16 protein-coding genes are annotated in these 16,853 nt (G+C 50.9%); 6 read left to right on the forward strand and 10 right to left on the reverse strand.

The annotated features are described in order from the left end of the window. Nucleotides 1-3: 3 nt before the first annotated feature. The 7 genes from IE117_RS09990 to IE117_RS10020 form a co-directional block, all read right to left on the reverse strand. Nucleotides 4-1,713 (reverse strand): RagB/SusD family nutrient uptake outer membrane protein, encoded by a 1,710-nt coding sequence (locus IE117_RS09990; RefSeq protein ID WP_189564129.1) that lies wholly within the window; start codon nt 1,711-1,713, stop codon nt 4-6. A 38-nt stretch (nt 1,714-1,751) separates the two neighbouring features. Continuing rightward, nucleotides 1,752-5,111 (reverse strand): TonB-dependent receptor, encoded by a 3,360-nt coding sequence (locus IE117_RS09995; RefSeq protein WP_229580598.1) that lies wholly within the window; start codon nt 5,109-5,111, stop codon nt 1,752-1,754. Nucleotides 5,112-5,293: 182 nt separating this feature from the next. Continuing rightward, nucleotides 5,294-6,403, reverse strand: coding sequence for a FecR family protein (locus IE117_RS10000; RefSeq protein ID WP_189564130.1), 1,110 nt, complete (start codon nt 6,401-6,403; stop codon nt 5,294-5,296). Nucleotides 6,404-6,482: 79 nt separating this feature from the next. Then, the gene (locus IE117_RS10005; protein WP_189564131.1) at nt 6,483-7,091 is read right to left on the reverse strand and encodes an RNA polymerase sigma factor; all 609 of its coding nucleotides are present in this window, start codon (nt 7,089-7,091) and stop codon (nt 6,483-6,485) included. A 103-nt stretch (nt 7,092-7,194) separates the two neighbouring features. Further along, nucleotides 7,195-7,518 (reverse strand): DUF3817 domain-containing protein, encoded by a 324-nt coding sequence (locus IE117_RS10010; protein ID WP_189564132.1) that lies wholly within the window; start codon nt 7,516-7,518, stop codon nt 7,195-7,197. An 85-nt stretch (nt 7,519-7,603) separates the two neighbouring features. Beyond that, nucleotides 7,604-8,530 carry an NAD(P)/FAD-dependent oxidoreductase gene (locus IE117_RS10015; RefSeq protein ID WP_189564133.1) on the reverse strand — a complete coding sequence of 309 codons (927 nt, stop codon included), beginning with the start codon at nt 8,528-8,530 and terminating at the stop codon, nt 7,604-7,606. Nucleotides 8,531-8,618: 88 nt separating this feature from the next. Next, nucleotides 8,619-9,836: a DegT/DnrJ/EryC1/StrS family aminotransferase gene (locus IE117_RS10020; protein WP_189564134.1), complete on the reverse strand. Its 1,218-nt coding sequence runs from the start codon at nt 9,834-9,836 to the stop codon at nt 8,619-8,621. Nucleotides 9,837-9,974: 138 nt separating this feature from the next. On the opposite strand from IE117_RS10020, the gene IE117_RS10025 reads away from it, so the two are divergent. The 5 genes from IE117_RS10025 to IE117_RS10045 all read left to right on the forward strand — a co-directional run bounded on the left by IE117_RS10025 (nt 9,975) and on the right by IE117_RS10045 (nt 14,200). After that, nucleotides 9,975-11,252, forward strand: a complete 1,278-nt coding sequence (locus tag IE117_RS10025; RefSeq protein WP_189564135.1) for a hypothetical protein — start codon at nt 9,975-9,977, stop codon at nt 11,250-11,252. Nucleotides 11,253-11,422: 170 nt separating this feature from the next. Beyond that, nucleotides 11,423-12,256: an ABC transporter ATP-binding protein gene (locus IE117_RS10030; protein WP_189564136.1), complete on the forward strand. Its 834-nt coding sequence runs from the start codon at nt 11,423-11,425 to the stop codon at nt 12,254-12,256. A 54-nt stretch (nt 12,257-12,310) separates the two neighbouring features. Beyond that, nucleotides 12,311-13,096, forward strand: a complete 786-nt coding sequence (locus IE117_RS10035) for a hypothetical protein (RefSeq protein WP_189564137.1) — start codon at nt 12,311-12,313, stop codon at nt 13,094-13,096. A 15-nt stretch (nt 13,097-13,111) separates the two neighbouring features. After that, nucleotides 13,112-13,492 carry a GntR family transcriptional regulator gene (locus tag IE117_RS10040; RefSeq protein ID WP_189564138.1) on the forward strand — a complete coding sequence of 127 codons (381 nt, stop codon included), beginning with the start codon at nt 13,112-13,114 and terminating at the stop codon, nt 13,490-13,492. 9 nt (nt 13,493-13,501) lie between these two features. Continuing rightward, nucleotides 13,502-14,200: a hypothetical protein gene (locus IE117_RS10045; protein WP_189564139.1), complete on the forward strand. Its 699-nt coding sequence runs from the start codon at nt 13,502-13,504 to the stop codon at nt 14,198-14,200. A 133-nt stretch (nt 14,201-14,333) separates the two neighbouring features. Here IE117_RS10045 and IE117_RS10050 read toward each other — a convergent pair whose 3' ends face one another. Next, nucleotides 14,334-14,567: a hypothetical protein gene (locus IE117_RS10050; RefSeq protein WP_189564140.1), complete on the reverse strand. Its 234-nt coding sequence runs from the start codon at nt 14,565-14,567 to the stop codon at nt 14,334-14,336. A 120-nt stretch (nt 14,568-14,687) separates the two neighbouring features. On the opposite strand from IE117_RS10050, the gene IE117_RS10055 reads away from it, so the two are divergent. Beyond that, nucleotides 14,688-15,605: an LEA/WHy family protein gene (locus tag IE117_RS10055; RefSeq protein ID WP_189564141.1), complete on the forward strand. Its 918-nt coding sequence runs from the start codon at nt 14,688-14,690 to the stop codon at nt 15,603-15,605. Nucleotides 15,606-15,612: 7 nt separating this feature from the next. Here IE117_RS10055 and IE117_RS10060 read toward each other — a convergent pair whose 3' ends face one another. Beyond that, nucleotides 15,613-16,179: a DinB family protein gene (locus IE117_RS10060; protein ID WP_189564142.1), complete on the reverse strand. Its 567-nt coding sequence runs from the start codon at nt 16,177-16,179 to the stop codon at nt 15,613-15,615. An 85-nt stretch (nt 16,180-16,264) separates the two neighbouring features. Beyond that, on the reverse strand, nt 16,265-16,852 hold the full coding sequence (locus IE117_RS10065) for a Crp/Fnr family transcriptional regulator (RefSeq protein ID WP_189564143.1): 588 nt from the start codon (nt 16,850-16,852) through the stop codon (nt 16,265-16,267). Nucleotide 16,853 lies beyond the last annotated feature (1 nt).

A 16,853-nucleotide genomic window follows, 5' to 3' on the forward strand; every position in this document is an offset into this window, starting at 1 on the left:
AATTTATTTGCTCGAATAGCCGGGATTCTGTTCGAGCACTGCCCCTGTATTCCGCTCGATTTCAGTAAATGGAATCGGGAACAGATTATTGTGGGGAGCCACGTCTACGCCGTAGTTGGCAGCGGTCGGGTGGCCGTTGCAGTATTTTTTGGTGCGGTCATAGAGCAGGCCAAGACGGTTCAGGGTCAGACGTCGTTTCTCCTCGACGCCCAGCTCGCGCATCCGCTCGTCAAGAATATAATCGATAGTCACTTGGGCGGGCGTAACAGGTTTGGCTTTCGCCCGCGCCCGAACTATGTTGATATCGGCGGCGGCTTTGGTCGCATCACCTGCTCCCAGGTACGCCTCGGCACGGAGCAGGTAGGTTTCGGCAAGCCGTATGTGGTACTGATCGGTATACGTGGTTCCCGTAGCGGAGGCGTTGAGGGTTTTCAACACCGGATCCACGAAAAGCTCGGCCGGGTGCTGACCGGGGGTGGTCACTTTTGATTGGTAGGGGTAGAAATTACGAATGGTATCGTCGGTCCGCTGACGGAACATGGCAAGGTGGTCGGACAACTTCTGTCCGTACCAGGCCGATGCGGGATTATTGAAAGCCACATCGCGCACGAAATTAAATTCTGAGTTGCGCATGTCTTTCCAGTCGGAGTGCCAGATTCCGTAGGTATAATGGTCGGTACCCCGGAATCGGCCGATACCGCGCCCGCCTGTGTAATCGGACACACCCAGTGAAAGAAATGGCGTGACGCCAGTGGGGTCTTTGTACGGGAAGGCGTACGGTCTTGGTCCACAGTCACGCTCGAGTTGCGGGCCTTCTTTGGTCGAGGACCGAACCACGCCGCCCGGTACGTCTACCTCGTACTGGAATACCCAGATGCCTTCCGTATTGCCCGCACTACGGTTCTGGTTAAAGCGTCGGAACAAATCCCAATACACGTCGCCCGGCTCGCTGGCCCGGCTGCCAAATCGGTTTTGCATAAGAGCCGTAGCCGGATCGTCGATGACGACGGACGCAGCTTTGATGGCGTCTGCGTAGCGTTTGAGCGAAACGTAAGTTTCAGCCAGGATGTGCTGCGCCGCAAGGTTAGTCACCTCGCCGTCTTTAACCTGGGTAATGCCAGGCAGGTTGGCTGCCGCAAATTCAAGGTCTTTGGCTGCCTGCTGGTACGTGGCTTCGCGGCTGGCCCGAACGTAGTCGGTTTTGGGTGATCCGACTTCTTCCAGCTCGATGGGCACACCGCCGTATAGGTGAGCCAGGTTTCGGTACGATAGTCCGCGAAACAACTTAGCCTTGGCTTCAATGGTTTTTTGCTGCGCAGCGGTCAATTTGGACTTCGTCAGCCGATTGAGGATGATGTTGGCGCTGGAAATGGTCTTGTAGTATTGCTGCCAGTGGTAAGTGGTCTGTACGGAACTGGGCGTAAGCGTAGCCGGGTAGCTGCCGAAGCGCTCGTTCAATTGTTGGGCACCGTTATAGCCGAGGTCTGTGCCATAGTGATAATCCATGGGACGGTGTTCACCGTCGGAGAGCGTTTGGCGCGTGAGGTCGTACAAAGTGAAAACGGCGGAATTGAAATCACTCACCGTCACGAACGAATTCTCGGGACTGGCAAAGTCCAGGGGTACTTCCTTCAGAATTTCTTTTTCGTCGCAGCCCACCGTGCCGAAGAACAGTACTATGACTGGGAGGAATGTGTTTTTTAAAGATTTCATAGTCAATTATTTAAATAATGTTTTATTTCAATTGTCAACTAAAAGCGCACGTCTAGACCTACGGAAATGCCCTTCATGACAGGCCTTCCGTTTCTATCCAGTCCGCTGCCCGTCTCGGGGTCCCAGCCGACCCACTTGGTGAGCGTCGCCAGATTTTTCCCGCTGACAAAAAGCTTAACGCCCTTCATCCCCAGCCGATTGATAAGCCCGGCATTCAGGTTGTAGGCCAGCGTAACGTCCTGCAAACGGACAAAGCTGCGGTTGCCGTAGTAGTTGTATTCGGTGGCAGCACCCTGATCCAGGCCCCGGTAGCGGGCACCGGGATTCGCCGGGGTCCAGTAGTCAAGCTCGCGCCAGAAATTGTTGCGTCGGATATTGTCGCCGATACCCAGTCCGTTCGGCATATTCTGGCCGAGGTAGCTGTTACTGCCACCCTGGATGGAATTGATAAAAAAGCGCAACGTGAAGTCGCCGTAGTTGAACTCATTCAGTAAACCGAAGTTGTAGGCGGGCTCTGTCCGGCCCCTGATTACGCGGTCGTTGGCATCGATGAAGCCGTCGTTGTTCTGGTCGATGATGCGGTGGGTACCAGCGAAAAATCCCGAGGGAGCTTCCTCTCCGATCTGGATGATACCACCCGACTCGTAGTCGTAAATAGTACCAATCGGCTGACCAATGAACAGGCCGCTGGCGACCAGGTCATCTTCTTTCCCGTCGTTATCATTGTCCAGCCCCAATAGCGAAACTACCCGGTTGCGGTTAGCGGCCAGGTTGAAGTTAGCATTCCACTTGAAATCACCCTTGTCCAGTATTTTGCCATTCAGCATCAGTTCCACCCCCCGATTGGCGATGTTTCCCACGTTGGAAGTAATCTTATCGAAGCCCGTTACTTCGGGAATAGAGACATCGAAAATCAGGTCGTTGGTCGTGGTGCGATAGTAGTCCACGCTGCCCGTCAGGCGGTTTTTCAATACTGAAAAATCTACCCCGAAATTGAAGCCAGTGGTAGTTTCCCAGGAGAGGTTGGGGTTAGCCAGCGTCGTGACCACTTGTCCGAATTCAGTGGAACCGCCATCACCCAGAACATAGGCAGGATAGATTCCCAATCGCGCCAGCGAGGAGTAGCGGCTTACCAGGTTGCCGTTGGAGCCGTAGGAACCGCGTAGTTTGAGGTGCGTGATCGTGTTGCTGCTTTTGAGGAAATCTTCCTCGCTTACCACCCAGCCAAAGCCCAGAGAGGGGAAAAGGGCCGTTTTGCTGTTGTCGGCAAATCCCGAAAAGCCATCGCGCCGCAGGGTAGCGGTGAGCAGGTAGCGATATTTATATTCGTAGTTGATACGGCCCGTCTGGTAGAGATAGCTTTCATCCCAGGCTCCCGACGTGACGCGCTGGATCGTTCCCAGGCTCAGATCGTTGTAGATTAGCCGGAGGTTATTGAAGTTAGACCCGGTGGCGTTGGTAGTTTCGTACCTGCGTTCACGCCGTCCGGCTACCATCGTCACGTCCAGGCGATGGTCTTCACCAAATGCTTTCTTGTAGGTCAGGATATTGTCCAGGGTCCAGTCGTAGGCATTGGAATTGATCTTGTAGGCTTCACCGGCGGCAGCGTTAGCGTATTGATTGCTGCTGTAATGGCGATCCCAGGCGTAGTTGTGGCCGTAGTTGACGCGGTAGGATAGCCCCTTGACAAACGGCACTTCGATGTTGGCGAAAAAATTACCAAAAATGGTATTGCGCTTGTCAAAGTCATCTGCAGCCGACACCAGGAAGGGGTTCGCATTGTTGGTGCCGTTGGGGTTCAGGATATAGTTGCCATCCGAATCCGTAGGTTGCACCAGGGGGGTCATAATCGTGATTCCACCTAGCGTGGGCGATTCGCCCGAATAGTCAGAAAAGGTGCCGAAGGTCTGCGCCCCAAGCGTAAACCACTTGAAAACTTTGTTTTCCAAATTGATGCGGGTCGTGACGCGCTTGAACTTATCGTTCATGATAAATCCTTTCTGGTCGGTGTAGCCACCTGAGATAAAGTAGGACGTTTCGCCGCTCGAGCCGCTCACGCTCAGATTATGCGCTGTGATATACCCTGGATTCGTCGTGTTTCCCCACCAGTCGTAATCGGTGCCGTTTTCAAATCCTTCCCGCAGCGGCGGGTCATTGACCACGTCGGCGTAGCTGAAATCAGGATTGGGCTGAGTGTAATCGGGTGCCAAATAGGCTTTTTGCCAGTCGATGTCCGCCGATTTTTTAATAAATCCTTCGCGGTCAAAAAGGTGCAGGGTATTGCTGGGAGTTTGGGTAGTGTAAGTACCTGAGTAGTTAAAGACAGGCTTGGAATCTTTTTGCTTTCCGCCTTTGGTAGTGATGAGGATCACCCCGTTGGCTGCCTGCGCTCCGTAGATGGCCATGCTGCTGGGGTCCTTCAGCACATCCACCGAGGCGATGTCAGCCGGGTTGAGGTCGCTCATGCTGCCCGTAAAAATAATCCCGTCAACTACCAGCAACACATTTTGATTGCCATTGATGGTGGTCCGTCCCCGAATAGAGATGGATGGGTTTTGCCCTGCGGCATTTGTCTGTCCGATGTTCAGGCCCGGCACGGTACCCTGCAACGACTGCGCCAGGTTCACATTAGGCGACTCACGGAACGCTTCGATGTTGGCCCGCACCACCGAACCTGTCAGGTCACTTTTCTTTTGAGTGCCGTAGCCCACTACCACTACCTCTTCCAGCGCTTTCAGGTCTGGTTTCAGTACTACGTCCAGGGTGGTTCGGTTGCCTACCACCACTTCCTGCAGCTCGTACCCAACGAAGGAAAACACCAACGTTGTCGCCGCGTTATCTCCATCAGGGATAGACAGGCTATACTGCCCATCCTGATCGGTGGTTGTGCCTCGCTGCGTACCTTTCAGCAGAATATTAACGCCCGGTAGCGCTTCACCCTGTTCGTCGGCCACCTTGCCCGCTATGGTTCGGTCAACGGGCAGTGCTGTATTTTCAAGGTCGGCACGTCCGGTTGCTTTTTCCGCCGGCGGGGGTAGTTTTCTCTTCAACAGAATACGCTTGCCAATCACCTCATAGGTCAGGCTTTGTGGGGTGAGCAGTTTATCCAAAACAACCTCCAGCCTTTCGTTGGTGGCATTGAGGGTTATTTTCCGGGACGCCCTGATGAGGTTGGGGCTGTAGGAGAATTTTACCTCGGTGTTTTCCTCGATATAAGAAAGCACCGTATTGATTTTTTGATCTACAGCCCGTACTGAGAGACGCAGGTCCAGAACCTCCTGGGCTGATGCGTCACCGGCCAGAGAAATGTTGGTAAAAACGGCTGCCAGACACAGATGTATGATTGACCATTGCATGATTTTGAGCGCCAGGCGCTGGGTATAGAGATTAAATTTCATAGTTTTGAAAGTTTTGTTGAACACAGATTTGGCAAAACACGCCCCGGCATCCTTGTGATGCGATTCTTACAGGAAGGGGTTTTTCCGAAGCTGGTGATGGTGGTGCATCGCCAGCTTCTTTTTTTTAATAGGCCTAGATGTTATTTCATATGATTTTGAAGGTTAAAGGTTTAGGTTGAAATTCAAAGCTCGCAGCCCTTGCCGGCGATGAGTATCTGAGCGTCCAGAATGCGGTAGGAGGCTTCGATACTCCTGCAGACAAGTTCAAGTTTTTCGTAGGGTGGCATATCCGTCAAATCGCCGGTGAAGAGGCAACGGTCAAAAAGATCTTTGTCAAACACGATTTCCAATCCGTAGGCCAGTTCAAATGTTTTGAAAACCTGGGTGGCGGGAACCGCTTCGAAGACGAAGGAATAGTGAGGTTGATCGGGTACGAGATCGCTCAGAAGGATAGGGGCTTTTACCAGCGACTTGACCAACCTGATTTCCTTCCGGGCCAATACCGCCTGCTGGTTGGGAAGCAGCAAAATACCCTCCCTTTCCCGGGTACTTACCTCCTTTTGATTGGCAATTTTTTCGTCCACAGCCACCGACACCCGGCCGGTTCGCACTTCCACCGTTACGTCCTTATCTTTTTGATAAGCCCGAACATTGAAACTGGTGCCAAGTACTTTCGTAACCAGCTCATTGGCAAAGACTAGGAACGGCTTGTCCGGATTTTTAGCTACTTCAAAAAACGCTTCTCCACTCAGGTACACTTCCCGGTTTTTGGGCACGGTGAAGTTTTGGGCGTAGCTGATGCGGCTTCCGGGTTGCAGCACTACGGTACTTCCGTCGGCCAGAGCAACGGTGACGGGTGAGCCGCTGTCATTCACTTTTTCGATGAGGGCAACGGTGGAGTGCCGACGGTTGCTGTTGTAGCTTACCTCCTGACTTTGGATTAGTTCAGGGGGGATCAGGAAATACCCCAACAACAGGAGAATGCAGGCCGCCGCCAGCCATACGATTCGGCGTGGCAATTGCCGGATGGGGACTGCTGGCTCATCGGCTATGGATTGCCGGATGCGCCCGAAAACCACATCTTCGTGCAGATCGGCCCTGGACCCTTCCTCGACCTGTTGCTCAATACCCAGGAGGAAATTGGTGGCAGTGATGATATCCTGCCTTTTTTCAGGATGCTTGGTCAGGAAATCACGCCAGAATGCGTCCAGTTCGGCATTGGGATGCCGTACCCATTGCTTGAATCGGGCATCTTCGATAAACTCGTTGGGCTTGAAATCGGAGTACTGCATACGGTCAGGTCAAAGGGGCGAATTTCCCTTTTGCCCTTATAGAGTCGGCCGCCGCTGATTTCAACCTTCCCGGGAAGGATTATTTTCCCAAAAACTGAAAGATAGTTTCTAATGTAATGATTACCAGTAGTATGGAGTGTTTTCGGAGCGTATGCAATGCCTTCTGGACCAGGTTCCGACTGGTCTGCTCCTTAATATCGAGCAATTCAGCGATTTCCGGATACGGCATATCGTAGTAATGACGGAGCAGCAGTGCTTCACGCTGACGGGGTGGTAGTTGTTCCAGCCAGGCGTTCACTTTTTTGGTCAAAATCGTTTTGTCCTCTCGGGCCGTGAAAATGAGTTCGGCAGACGACTGGGTGGGAAGCAGGGACTCGGGAAGTTCTTCCCAGGCCGTTTCAAAAGGCCGCTCCTTCCGTTGTGAGCGGTGTATTTTGCGACGCAGCGATGCCATTAGGTAAAACTTTACCGAACGCGCCTGACCCAGTGAAAGGCGGATACGCCACAAGTCTACAAAAAGGTCCTGTATGGCGTCGTTAATGGCCGACTCGTCACGCAGAAACTGTTTTCCGTAATGAAAGAGGTCTCGAAAATAGCGGCGGTACAGACATTCGAAAGCATGCTCATCACCTGCCCGTACGGCCTGCCAGAGTGCATCGTCATCGCTGTGTTCGTTTTCCTTTATCAAGATTTTTCAGGAATAAATTCATCCTGAAAAGGAAACAGGGCCGATGAACTACTGAATCCGCGACAAACGTATGACTTTGGTCAGCTGGAGCCGGGAAATTCGATCACTTGCCGGCGACCAGAGCATGAAGCGGACTGAGAATTTTTTTGTCGATGTAAAAAGTACCGAAAGGAACCATACTTGCCAACAAAACTTTCCAGGTAGTTTGGGTGAATTTCCAGTCGTACTCTACGCTAGCCCAAATCGCTTTGATCACAAAAAGGACAAAAAGCCCCCCATGGATAGGCCCGATCACCTGCACCAGCAATGGGGCACCCATCATCCATTTTGCCGGAACAGCGATAAACATCAGAATAATCAAGGATAAACCTTCCAAAAAGGCCAGAAGGCGTAGTCGTCCAATTGATGAGGTGAGGTATTTTTGCATAGTTGAAAAGGATGAAAACCGGGCTATTGGCAGAGGGTTGAAAGGGCCAAAATTGCTGATTTTTTCTTAGGTCACCGCCGCCCTATCAGTTATAATTACCGAGTTCCATCAAATCGTCTTCCACCAATTCAAAGTTCAGCCTGGCCCCCGCCGCATTTCCGGCTGCGCTGGCCATACTAAGTTGTCGCATGGGTGAGCTGTTGTCGCCCGCTGCAAATACCCCCGACACCGAGGTCTGGCCGGATGGATTAACTTCAATAAGGCCAGCCTCCTTGAGTTGGCAACCCAGCTGCTGCGCGAGATCACCGGGTAGCCGGGTGGGCGTCGGTGCGAACAAGGCCGTTACTCCGTAACGTGTACCGTCCTGCATTTCAAGCGCGCGAAGCATACCCTCATTATGGTCGAGGCGAACGATTGGTACTTCCACTATGGGAATATGAAGGGAGCGGAGTTTATCACGCTGAACGGAAGTCAGAATATTTCCATTCGTAAAAAGCGTGACATCTTTACTCCAATGCTGAATGAGGGAGGCGTACATCTCGAGGTGATCCCCGGCTATAAACACTCCCAGGGACTGGTTTTTTACCTCGTAGCCGTGGCAATATGGGCAATGCAAAACTGATATGCCCCAGCAATCGGCAAACCCTTCTATGTCAGGCATGATATCATACACGCCCGTGGCCAGTAGGATTTTACGCGCCTTTAGGTGGCTTCCCTGCTCCGTTTTTGCGCTAAAAACATCGTTGATTTTTGTGATGGAAAGTACCTTGTCATTCCTTACACTCACCGTTGGGTAAGCCAGGGCCTGTTGCCGGGCAATGGAAGTGAGTTCGGCCGGGGTAGCTCCATCGCGAGTCATGAAGCTATGGGAGTGAGGCGTGTTACGGTTGCAGGGTTGGCCGCTGTCAATAACCATGACTTTCCTCATCGACCGGCCCAGAACCAGGGCTGCGCTCAATCCGGCAACGCTGCCGCCCACAATGATGGCGTCGTACATTTTTTTGGTTTCCATAAACTGTGAAAGGGTTGTATTTGCAACATTGTTGCAAATACAACCCGACGAATTTTTTAATAGTTCGAGGCAAACTCAAAAAAGGAACTCAGATGCGGACCGCATTTTGAATCTTCCTGATGGCCAAGGCAAATGCCGCCATATCTTCTCTCGTCCCCAGCATAGCGTGTTGCAATATCCAGACGGCCTCTTCTCCGCAAGCCCGCTCCGCCACGGGACATACTACCTCCGCGTAGCTGGCAGTCTCCGGCAGGGCGTAGCACATGAAATTTTTTTCCTGGAAAAGGGGCTGTTTGTAAAGAGGGTAGGGGTATCCCTTAAAACAGGGGACACCCTCGGCGGCCAGCATTTCCACAAATTTTTCTTTGGGTAAATTTTGGAAGCGGGCCGAGTCATACTTGAATATGTACAAATGGTGGCAGTGCATCGTTTCGCCGTGGCCCCGGGTCAAGGGCGTAATGCCCTCAATGGAAGACAGTAGTTCATTGAGCAACAGGCCATTCTGATTTCTTAGCTTCGTCTGTTCGTCCAGCCGCTTCAATTGGTGCGACAACAGCACAGCCTGCATGGGTGTGAGACGGTAGTTGCAACCCGGCAGGAAGTGGTCATACCACGCGCCTTCGGGAAGTCGGCCCACATTCCGCAGGGAGGCCATTTTGCGGTACAAGTCCGCATCGTTGGTAATCACGATGCCGCCTTCTCCACTCGTCAGATTCTTGGACGACTGAAAGCTGAAACTACCCGCGTCTCCGATCGACCCAAGTTTTCGCCCCTTGTACTCGGCGCCGTGGGCGTGGGCGGCATCTTCGATAACCCGCAGATTATGCCGCTTGGCGATGTCCAGAATGGCATCCATGTCACAGGCTTGTCCTGCAAAATGCACCGGGATTATGGCTTTGGTGCGGGGCGTAATGGCGGCCTCGATCTTGGCAGGGTCGAGATTGTAGGTTTCGGGATCGATGTCTACAAAAACCGGTACGGCATTGGCTTCGATGATGGTGGAAGCGGTAGCGATAAACGTATAGGGAGGACCGATCACTTCATCGCCGGGCGTGATGCCACAGGCGATCAGCGCCAGCCGCAACGACACCGAGCCATTCACGCAGCTTACGGCGTATTTGGCACCACAGTAGTTGGCGAATTCCCGCTCAAACACCTCAACCAGACCTGTGCAATCAGGATTTCCCCATTGCCCGCTGCGTATGACATCGGCCACGGCCTGTACTTCCGTTTCATCAAAGATCGGCCAGGGAAAGGTGGTCTGGACAGCCTTGGGGCCGCCGTGAAGGGCTAGAGATTCGGGCATGGTTTCAGGTTTCGATTTTGCACTTAATACGAAATAGAACCCGGTTCGGGCTACGGAATCGTCCGAAATCAACCGAAATAGCCCAATCCTATTCCTGACCAGTACTTAGGGCAACCCCTCCTTACTATTCCCTTTCCTATGAAGCACTCCAAAAACTTTTATCTGAGTTTACTGCTGGCTGGTATGGCGCTCGGCACGGCCTGGGCTATACGCGGACAGTTCGGCCACGAGCAGGGAGCCGCCTGGGCGGGGGGGATCGGGGCGCTGGCGATCATTCTGTTGGCCCGAAGGCCTGATTGGTACCCCAAAGCACTCAAAGCTGCCCTGGCCGGGGCCATTGGCTGGGGCCTGGGTGGGATGATCAGTTACGGAGTAGTGGTGGGCTACGGCCGCGGGTCCGATTTCGGGAATGTCTATTACGGGCTGATGATGCTTTTCGTGATCGGATCATTGTTTGGCTTTCTGGGCGGAGGGCTCTTTGGTCTGGTACTCGAAGAGTCCGAAGAGGAGCCAGTAGCCTGGCCAGGTTTGATGGCAGAAATGGTCACAATGGCCATCGTCGTTTATTTCTTCGTGGTTGAGCAGTTGGGTTACCTCATGACACCCCCGCGATCTGAGTTGTGGGCGGCTTGTCTGGGGCTGGCAATTGGCTTGGCTTGGTACCTGGTTCGCTCGGGACGTGCGGCTTCGCTTCGCGTGGCGGTATATGCCGGACTCGGGGGCGGGTTTGGTTTTGCCTTCGGGAATTTTCTGCATGTACTGGGAATTGCCTCCGAAATCAGTTTCAATTTCTGGAATGTGATGGAGTATAGCATCGGATTTTTTGGGGGCGCGGGCATGGCCTATGGTACTTTTACGGCCAACTGGCAGCAAAGTACCCACGCCAAAGCCCCGACCCGGAGCTGGTTTCCCATCACAATGCTGGTGCTGGTCATTCCGCTCATTGTGTGGGATCAGTCTTTCGGTACCGAAAGAGTTCAGAAAATGGTGGAATCCATTCATCCCGCCAACGCCGAAGCACTGATCACCCTGACGCAGGCATTGCCATTGCTTGCCATTATGGGCGCCGGACTCTATTGGTACTTTACTTTTCATTCAAGGAAAGAATCCGACGCACTCACCTTCAAGCCACTGTACTTCTTCTTTATCGCCCACTTTGCTTTGTATGCTTTTTGCAGCTGGCTGATCACCGGAGCGTTTCTAAGTACCTACCGAATCGAGCAATACCTCTACCTGATTAACTTGATCGTGATTGGGTTTTTAGTCAAAAAGGTCGGTGCTGATTTTCGGCCAAAAGAAAACCACCCTCGTCAATGGGCATCACTGTTTGGGGTAGTGCTGATCGTGATGGCATTGGCAGCCTTCATCGCGATCAACTCGCATGAGGTTTGGGAGAAAGCCGCGACGCGTTTTTGATATTCGCCCTCCCAACTTATTTTATAAAATCTAACCGAGAGATCACTTCCGTTTTGGTAGTTTGTCATCGGGTACCCCAAAATTTAGGCCCTTTTTTTACAAAAACTTGGAAATCAAAATTTCTTAGGTACTTTTGTAGTGTACTATTATACTAGAACACTACAACGGTTATGATTCATCTGGATAATGTTTCCTTTGGGTACAGTAAGCGGAAGTTACTTTTCGAAAACCTGAGTCTCGATCTGCGGCCCGGTCATATTTTCGGATTGCTGGGAAAAAACGGGGCGGGTAAGTCGAGTCTGCTTCGACTGATGACCGGACTTCTTTATCCATTCGGTGGCCGTATCGAGGTAAATGGCTACGAGCCGAAGAAACGGCAGCCCGCTTTTTTGCAGGATGTTTTCTTCGTGCCCGAGGAAATCTACCTGCCGTCGGTGACCGTGGACCAATACGCCGGAACGCTTGCGCCATTTTATCCCCGCTTCGACGAATCGGAGTTTCTGCGTTATTTGACTGAATTCGATATCCCGGAAGGCAACAAAATGACCGGCATGTCCTTTGGCCAGAAGAAGAAAGTCCTGATTGCTTTCGCACTGGCCACCAACACCAGGGTACTTATCATGGACGAGCCGACCAACGGCCTGGATATTCCGTCTAAAAGCCAGTTTCGGAAAATTGTTTCCACCGCCCTGCGGCCCGACCGCCTGATGCTGATCTCCACCCACCAGGTACGCGATCTCGACAACCTGATCGACCACATCATCATTCTGGATGACAGCCAGATTGTAATTCAGCACAATCTGGAAGCAGTGGCCGAACGGCTGTACTTTGGAACCAGAAGCCAACTTGAAAACGACACGCAGGTACTTTACGCCGAGCCATCGCTGCACGGCTACAATGCGGTGACAGAGAATTCAGAACGCGAAGAGAGCCGCGTGGATCTGGAACAGCTGTTCAATGCGGTGATGAAGAATCCGGGAAAAATAAAGGAGATGTTTGGGTGAGAGAGGAATAAAGAATTCGCAGAAACTAAAAACCGACTAATCAATTCAACCCATATGAACCAGACTTTCGATTTTCAACGCTTCCTGCTGATGACCAGACTGGAAATTGCCGAAAAAGGGCGGAATCAGTTGTTGATGGCAGGGGTCATGGTCGGCGCATTGCTGCTTATGATGCTCCCGATTATGTTCAGCACGGAATACCGCACTTCGCTTAGCGAACTTCACAGCCTAGCCCTGCTGTTACTGGTACTTTTTGGCGGAAGCCTTTATACAATTCAGGTTTTCGTACAATACGATACAACCAACTCCACCATCGCTGCCCTGATGGTGCCCGCTTCCCGATTGGAAAAGTTCCTGAGTACGCTGGTATTAAATCTGGCATTTATTGTGCCCTTCGTATTGCTCGCTTGGGGGCTGCATTTCTGGACAATAGATTATGCAAACAATCATTTGCTTTCCGGTGAAGACAAATACGAAAGGCTTCCCGGATCAGTAATAAACACTGTTATCACATTGACGATGGTCATCCAGAGTGTGGTATTTTTTGGCGCAATGTACTTTACAAAAGCCGCTTACATTAAAACTGCCGCAACATTTATCGTCATAGCTGGTTTGGGGGCGGCGGCCAACAACTACATGGCCCAAAGCATGATGCCTTCATCTACCTACTTCTCCGCCACGCCTTTCAGTTCCTGGCGAATACGCCTGAATGACGCAGGGCCATTTTATAACGTTGATCTTCCGGAGTCAATGCAACTTTTCGTCAGCGGATTACCGATTATTATTATGCTGGCACTCTGGTATATTACCTATGTGCGGTTGGTGGAGAAAGAAGTTTAACCCAGTATCCAAAAAATGGAATTTAAAGAGAAACAATCTATCTATATTCAAATTGCGGACTACATCAGCGAGCAGATTTTACTGGGTTTCTGGCCGCCGGGGGAGCGTATACCTTCGGTGCGCGATCTGGCCGCTTCACTGGAGGTGAACCCGAATACGGTAGTTCGCACGTACGAATTTTTACAGGCTAAAAATATCATTTCCAGTCAGCGGGGCATTGGGTATTCGGCGGCGGAAAATGCAATTGATCTCATTCAGGCCGACCGGAGAGAGCGTTTTCTGGAAACCGAGTTGCCCGAGTTTTTTAAAACCATGTATTTGCTGAATATCAGCCTGGAAGATCTACGAACCCGCTACGCCAAATTCGTAGCAGTCGAATATCCGTCAACTACCTAAAAAAACATTATGAAAACCAGTAATCTGTTACTTCTCGGGCTACTTTCTTTTTTGTTCATCGCTATGGTCGGGGTGGATCTCTCTCTCAAAAAGGAGTTCGCGCGGATCGACCGAAACGACCCTTATTACGGCTACTCCAAAGAGCCTTTAAAACCTTTTAAATACATAAAGCTTCGGGGAAGCAACTTCACCCTGACCCAAATTCGGCCGGGCAAGCAGTTCGAAATCAGAGGCCTGGAATTTGAGGATTATCCGGGCAAACCTACCGTAAAATGGGAGGTAGTTTCTGATACACTTTACGTAAATTTCAAGAAAGGAGAAGTCTACAATCCCCATTATGACGTTTACCAGGCTCTTAATCAGGGCGTGGGAATTTACATCCTGGCCCCCGAGCTGTCGGGCATCAACTCGACAGGAATTGTAAGTAAGGTCACGGGTTGGCCGGGTGGAGATTTCAGTGTGGTTCAATCAGGAAGCGGGATGCATTTATCGGACAATGGTTTTGATAACCTCAGCATAATTTCAAAAGGGCGGGGTTATGTGGCAGCACTCACGGATAACCATCTTGGTAGCACTCGCCTGCAAGTACGGGATAGCAGCACGTTCCAGGCTGATAAAAATGTCTTCAAAACCTTTCAGATGCAGGTCGATAGTACTTCAACCGTCACGCTTCCGGGAAATCTCCTGAATAAAAATATTAACTTATAAAAGCATCTACTAGCCAAAAGGCCGCCCAGTGTTCAGCATAATCGAACACTGGGCGGCCTTTTAATTTATGAAGCAAGATTAGCAAAAGGCTGAAAACAGGACTCTGCGCGAATTAGCTATTGATCCATAAAATTTAGTCCAATCCATTCAGCAAAGCTTCAACCGGGCGAGTCTTCTCCTCGTCATCCTCTACAAGTCCCTGTGACTTAAATTCCATCTTGACATTCTCCCAGGCTTTTTTCTGCTCGTCAGTGAGCGAATTCTCCAATTGATCCTGATTTTCGATTTGAACAAAATCAAGGGTATTCATCATTTGCATGAAAGATGTAAATTGATGGTCTGGCACGTTAATAATGATCTTTTTCATGGTCTTAGGCTTTTATAGGTTTACGGAATTGCATAAAGAATCATTCCGTTGGCCTATAAGTCAAAGAAAATTCAGAGACTGCTGTTCGCCAAGCAGGTCAAATCATAACCCATACTATTCATGAATCTCAGTACAACCGCTAAAACCCTTTTAATCGTATTCGTACTTGTTCTACTTGGCGCGGCAGGTTGGTATTTCTACAAAAAAGAAAGTGGTAATCCTGAATCAGGCTTAAAGCCCCGGCTTGAAATGGCGGAAGTCCGCATTGGGGCCATTACGGACAGTACCCTGGATGTGGCGCTGAATTTGCTCCTGCACAACCCGCTCCCTGTTGGGCTGGATGTGGCAGACATGGCCTATTCAGTCCGCATGAATGAGACGGTCATTCTTGAAGACAACTACGCTAAGGCGTTTGTAGTGAAGGCTAGCGATAGCAGTTCGCTGGACATTGCCACGCAGCTGAACCTCAAAAACCTCATCGCCGAAGTCAATCAACAGGATAAGCTGGGGAATGACAGCGCCGACTACCATTTTGAAGGAGTATTTCACCTGAGAAAGCCTTTCTTGGGTAAAGACACGCTCCGCTTGGCGATGGATAAGCGGGCCTTTGTATACCATTTGCCGGAGGTTAAGGTTGTCGGTTTTAATCTGGAAAAATTTCGGCTGAACCAATCCGAAGTACTGCTCAGGCTGCAGGTGACCAACAAAAACCCGTTTACGTTGGAATTCAAGAATCCCAGTTACTCGCTCGACGTCGGAGAGCAGGGCAATATCATGAGAGGTACCAGCTCCGGTGGTACAAAAGTTGGCAAGAACAGCAGCCAAATCTATGAAGTGCCTTTCACCATTGATATGGGGGAGTTGCTCAAAACTGGCGGTCAACTTCTCTTTCAGGGAAATGATCTGCCTTTCAAGTTCAACTTCAAATGCAAGCTGGCTTCAGACAACGAGATGCTCAACAACAGCGACCTGAACTACGTTGTAGACGGCACCATGCAAGACTTGAAGGAGCTGAAAGCCATGATGGAAAAAAAGTAGCTCTGGTCTACACTTTCTCCGGGAGCGTAGCTAAAACCCTGTCGGCTTGCTGCAGATGACGAGCGTCGTGCGCTTTCATAAAGGCAAACACATCGCCCAGTTTGAATCGAATCAAAAAAGAAATGGAAGACTCAACCCGCGCGTCGAGTTGGTTGACACTTTCAACTTCACTTATCAGCCGAAGCCACTGCTCTTGATGCTCAATGAATTGTGCCACGGTTGTTGCTCCTATTACATCAGCGGCGGGCCGATGTGCCTTCAAGGCTTTAAGTTTTAATTTGTTTTCGGGTTTGATCGTGTTTTTCAACAGCTTTCCCAGAAAGCCACTCCTGAACTCCCGGTTATCATGCCTGGGAGTCACCCGACTGAGCGCTTTCTGGGCTCTTGGCAGATAAAAATCGCTGTACGTATTGAGGTGATAGATGCATTGGGCCGCCGACCAGCCATCGTGGTCAGGTTTGGCCGAAAGCGCTTCCTCTGACAAGTTTTGATAAACGCTGGTCGCTTTCAGCAGGTGTGCTTCAACTACCTCTTCCAGCGGTTCGATCCATTGAATAAGTGCCTGATTTTTCATTGATTGGAAGCTTTGGGAATAAATTTGATTTGTTTCTCAAAGGTCGGCATGCCTTGCAAGAAAAATCTTGGTATTTACCATCATTTCAAATCCTGACGCGGTTGAGCAATTTACTGAAATTGGTAGCATCCATGCCCAGGTAGTTGGCCAGGTACTTGTGCGGCACAATCTGCAGGATGTGCGGACTGCGCCTGAGCAGGGCGCGGAATTTTTCTTCGGACGAGTATGCCTGTATTTCCACCATCCGCTCCATGAGGCCCGAAACAATGCCGCTCATGCCGATCCTGATCATTTTTTCGATCGCGGGGTACTTTGACAACAGCCGGTCAATGTCCTGAGCCGACATTCTGAGCATGGCCGATGCCGTGAGGGTTTCGTAGTAATAGCGCGATGGCTGCTGCGTGAAATACGAATCGATTACCCCGCCAAACGAGGGCGCATAAGAAAACATGAGGGTAGCTTCCCGGCCTTCATTGTCCAAGTAGTATAATCGCTGTACCCCCTTCTGAATAAAGTACAGGTTTGTCTCCGTGCTGCCTGCCTGCGTCAGAATTTCCTTTCGTTTGGCTGGTACGGGGGTCCATACCGCCAGAAAATCACTCATTTCCTCGTCATTCAGCGGGTGAATTCGCATGACCGCCTCCCGCAAGGCACTGGTATCGATCGTTGACATA

This window comes from Persicitalea jodogahamensis (assembly GCF_014651615.1).
Classification (GTDB): domain Bacteria; phylum Bacteroidota; class Bacteroidia; order Cytophagales; family Spirosomataceae; genus Persicitalea; species Persicitalea jodogahamensis.

Excerpts from the sequence above, each read along its gene's own strand:
- IE117_RS09990 (WP_189564129.1), bottom strand. The coding sequence starts at position 1,713 with ATGAAATCTTTAAAAAACACATTCCTCCCAGTCATAGTACTGTTCTTC.
- IE117_RS09995 (WP_229580598.1), bottom strand. The coding sequence starts at position 5,111 with ATGAAATTTAATCTCTATACCCAGCGCCTGGCGCTCAAAATCATGCAA.
- IE117_RS10000 (WP_189564130.1), bottom strand. The coding sequence starts at position 6,403 with ATGCAGTACTCCGATTTCAAGCCCAACGAGTTTATCGAAGATGCCCGA.
- IE117_RS10010 (WP_189564132.1), bottom strand. The coding sequence starts at position 7,518 with ATGCAAAAATACCTCACCTCATCAATTGGACGACTACGCCTTCTGGCC.
- IE117_RS10015 (WP_189564133.1), bottom strand. The coding sequence starts at position 8,530 with ATGGAAACCAAAAAAATGTACGACGCCATCATTGTGGGCGGCAGCGTT.
- IE117_RS10020 (WP_189564134.1), bottom strand. The coding sequence starts at position 9,836 with ATGCCCGAATCTCTAGCCCTTCACGGCGGCCCCAAGGCTGTCCAGACC.
- IE117_RS10025 (WP_189564135.1), top strand. The coding sequence starts at position 9,975 with ATGAAGCACTCCAAAAACTTTTATCTGAGTTTACTGCTGGCTGGTATG.
- IE117_RS10030 (WP_189564136.1), top strand. The coding sequence starts at position 11,423 with ATGATTCATCTGGATAATGTTTCCTTTGGGTACAGTAAGCGGAAGTTA.
- IE117_RS10035 (WP_189564137.1), top strand. The coding sequence starts at position 12,311 with ATGAACCAGACTTTCGATTTTCAACGCTTCCTGCTGATGACCAGACTG.
- IE117_RS10040 (WP_189564138.1), top strand. The coding sequence starts at position 13,112 with ATGGAATTTAAAGAGAAACAATCTATCTATATTCAAATTGCGGACTAC.
- IE117_RS10045 (WP_189564139.1), top strand. The coding sequence starts at position 13,502 with ATGAAAACCAGTAATCTGTTACTTCTCGGGCTACTTTCTTTTTTGTTC.
- IE117_RS10050 (WP_189564140.1), bottom strand. The coding sequence starts at position 14,567 with ATGAAAAAGATCATTATTAACGTGCCAGACCATCAATTTACATCTTTC.
- IE117_RS10055 (WP_189564141.1), top strand. The coding sequence starts at position 14,688 with ATGAATCTCAGTACAACCGCTAAAACCCTTTTAATCGTATTCGTACTT.
- IE117_RS10060 (WP_189564142.1), bottom strand. The coding sequence starts at position 16,179 with ATGAAAAATCAGGCACTTATTCAATGGATCGAACCGCTGGAAGAGGTA.
- IE117_RS10065 (WP_189564143.1), bottom strand. The coding sequence starts at position 16,852 with ATGTCAACGATCGATACCAGTGCCTTGCGGGAGGCGGTCATGCGAATT.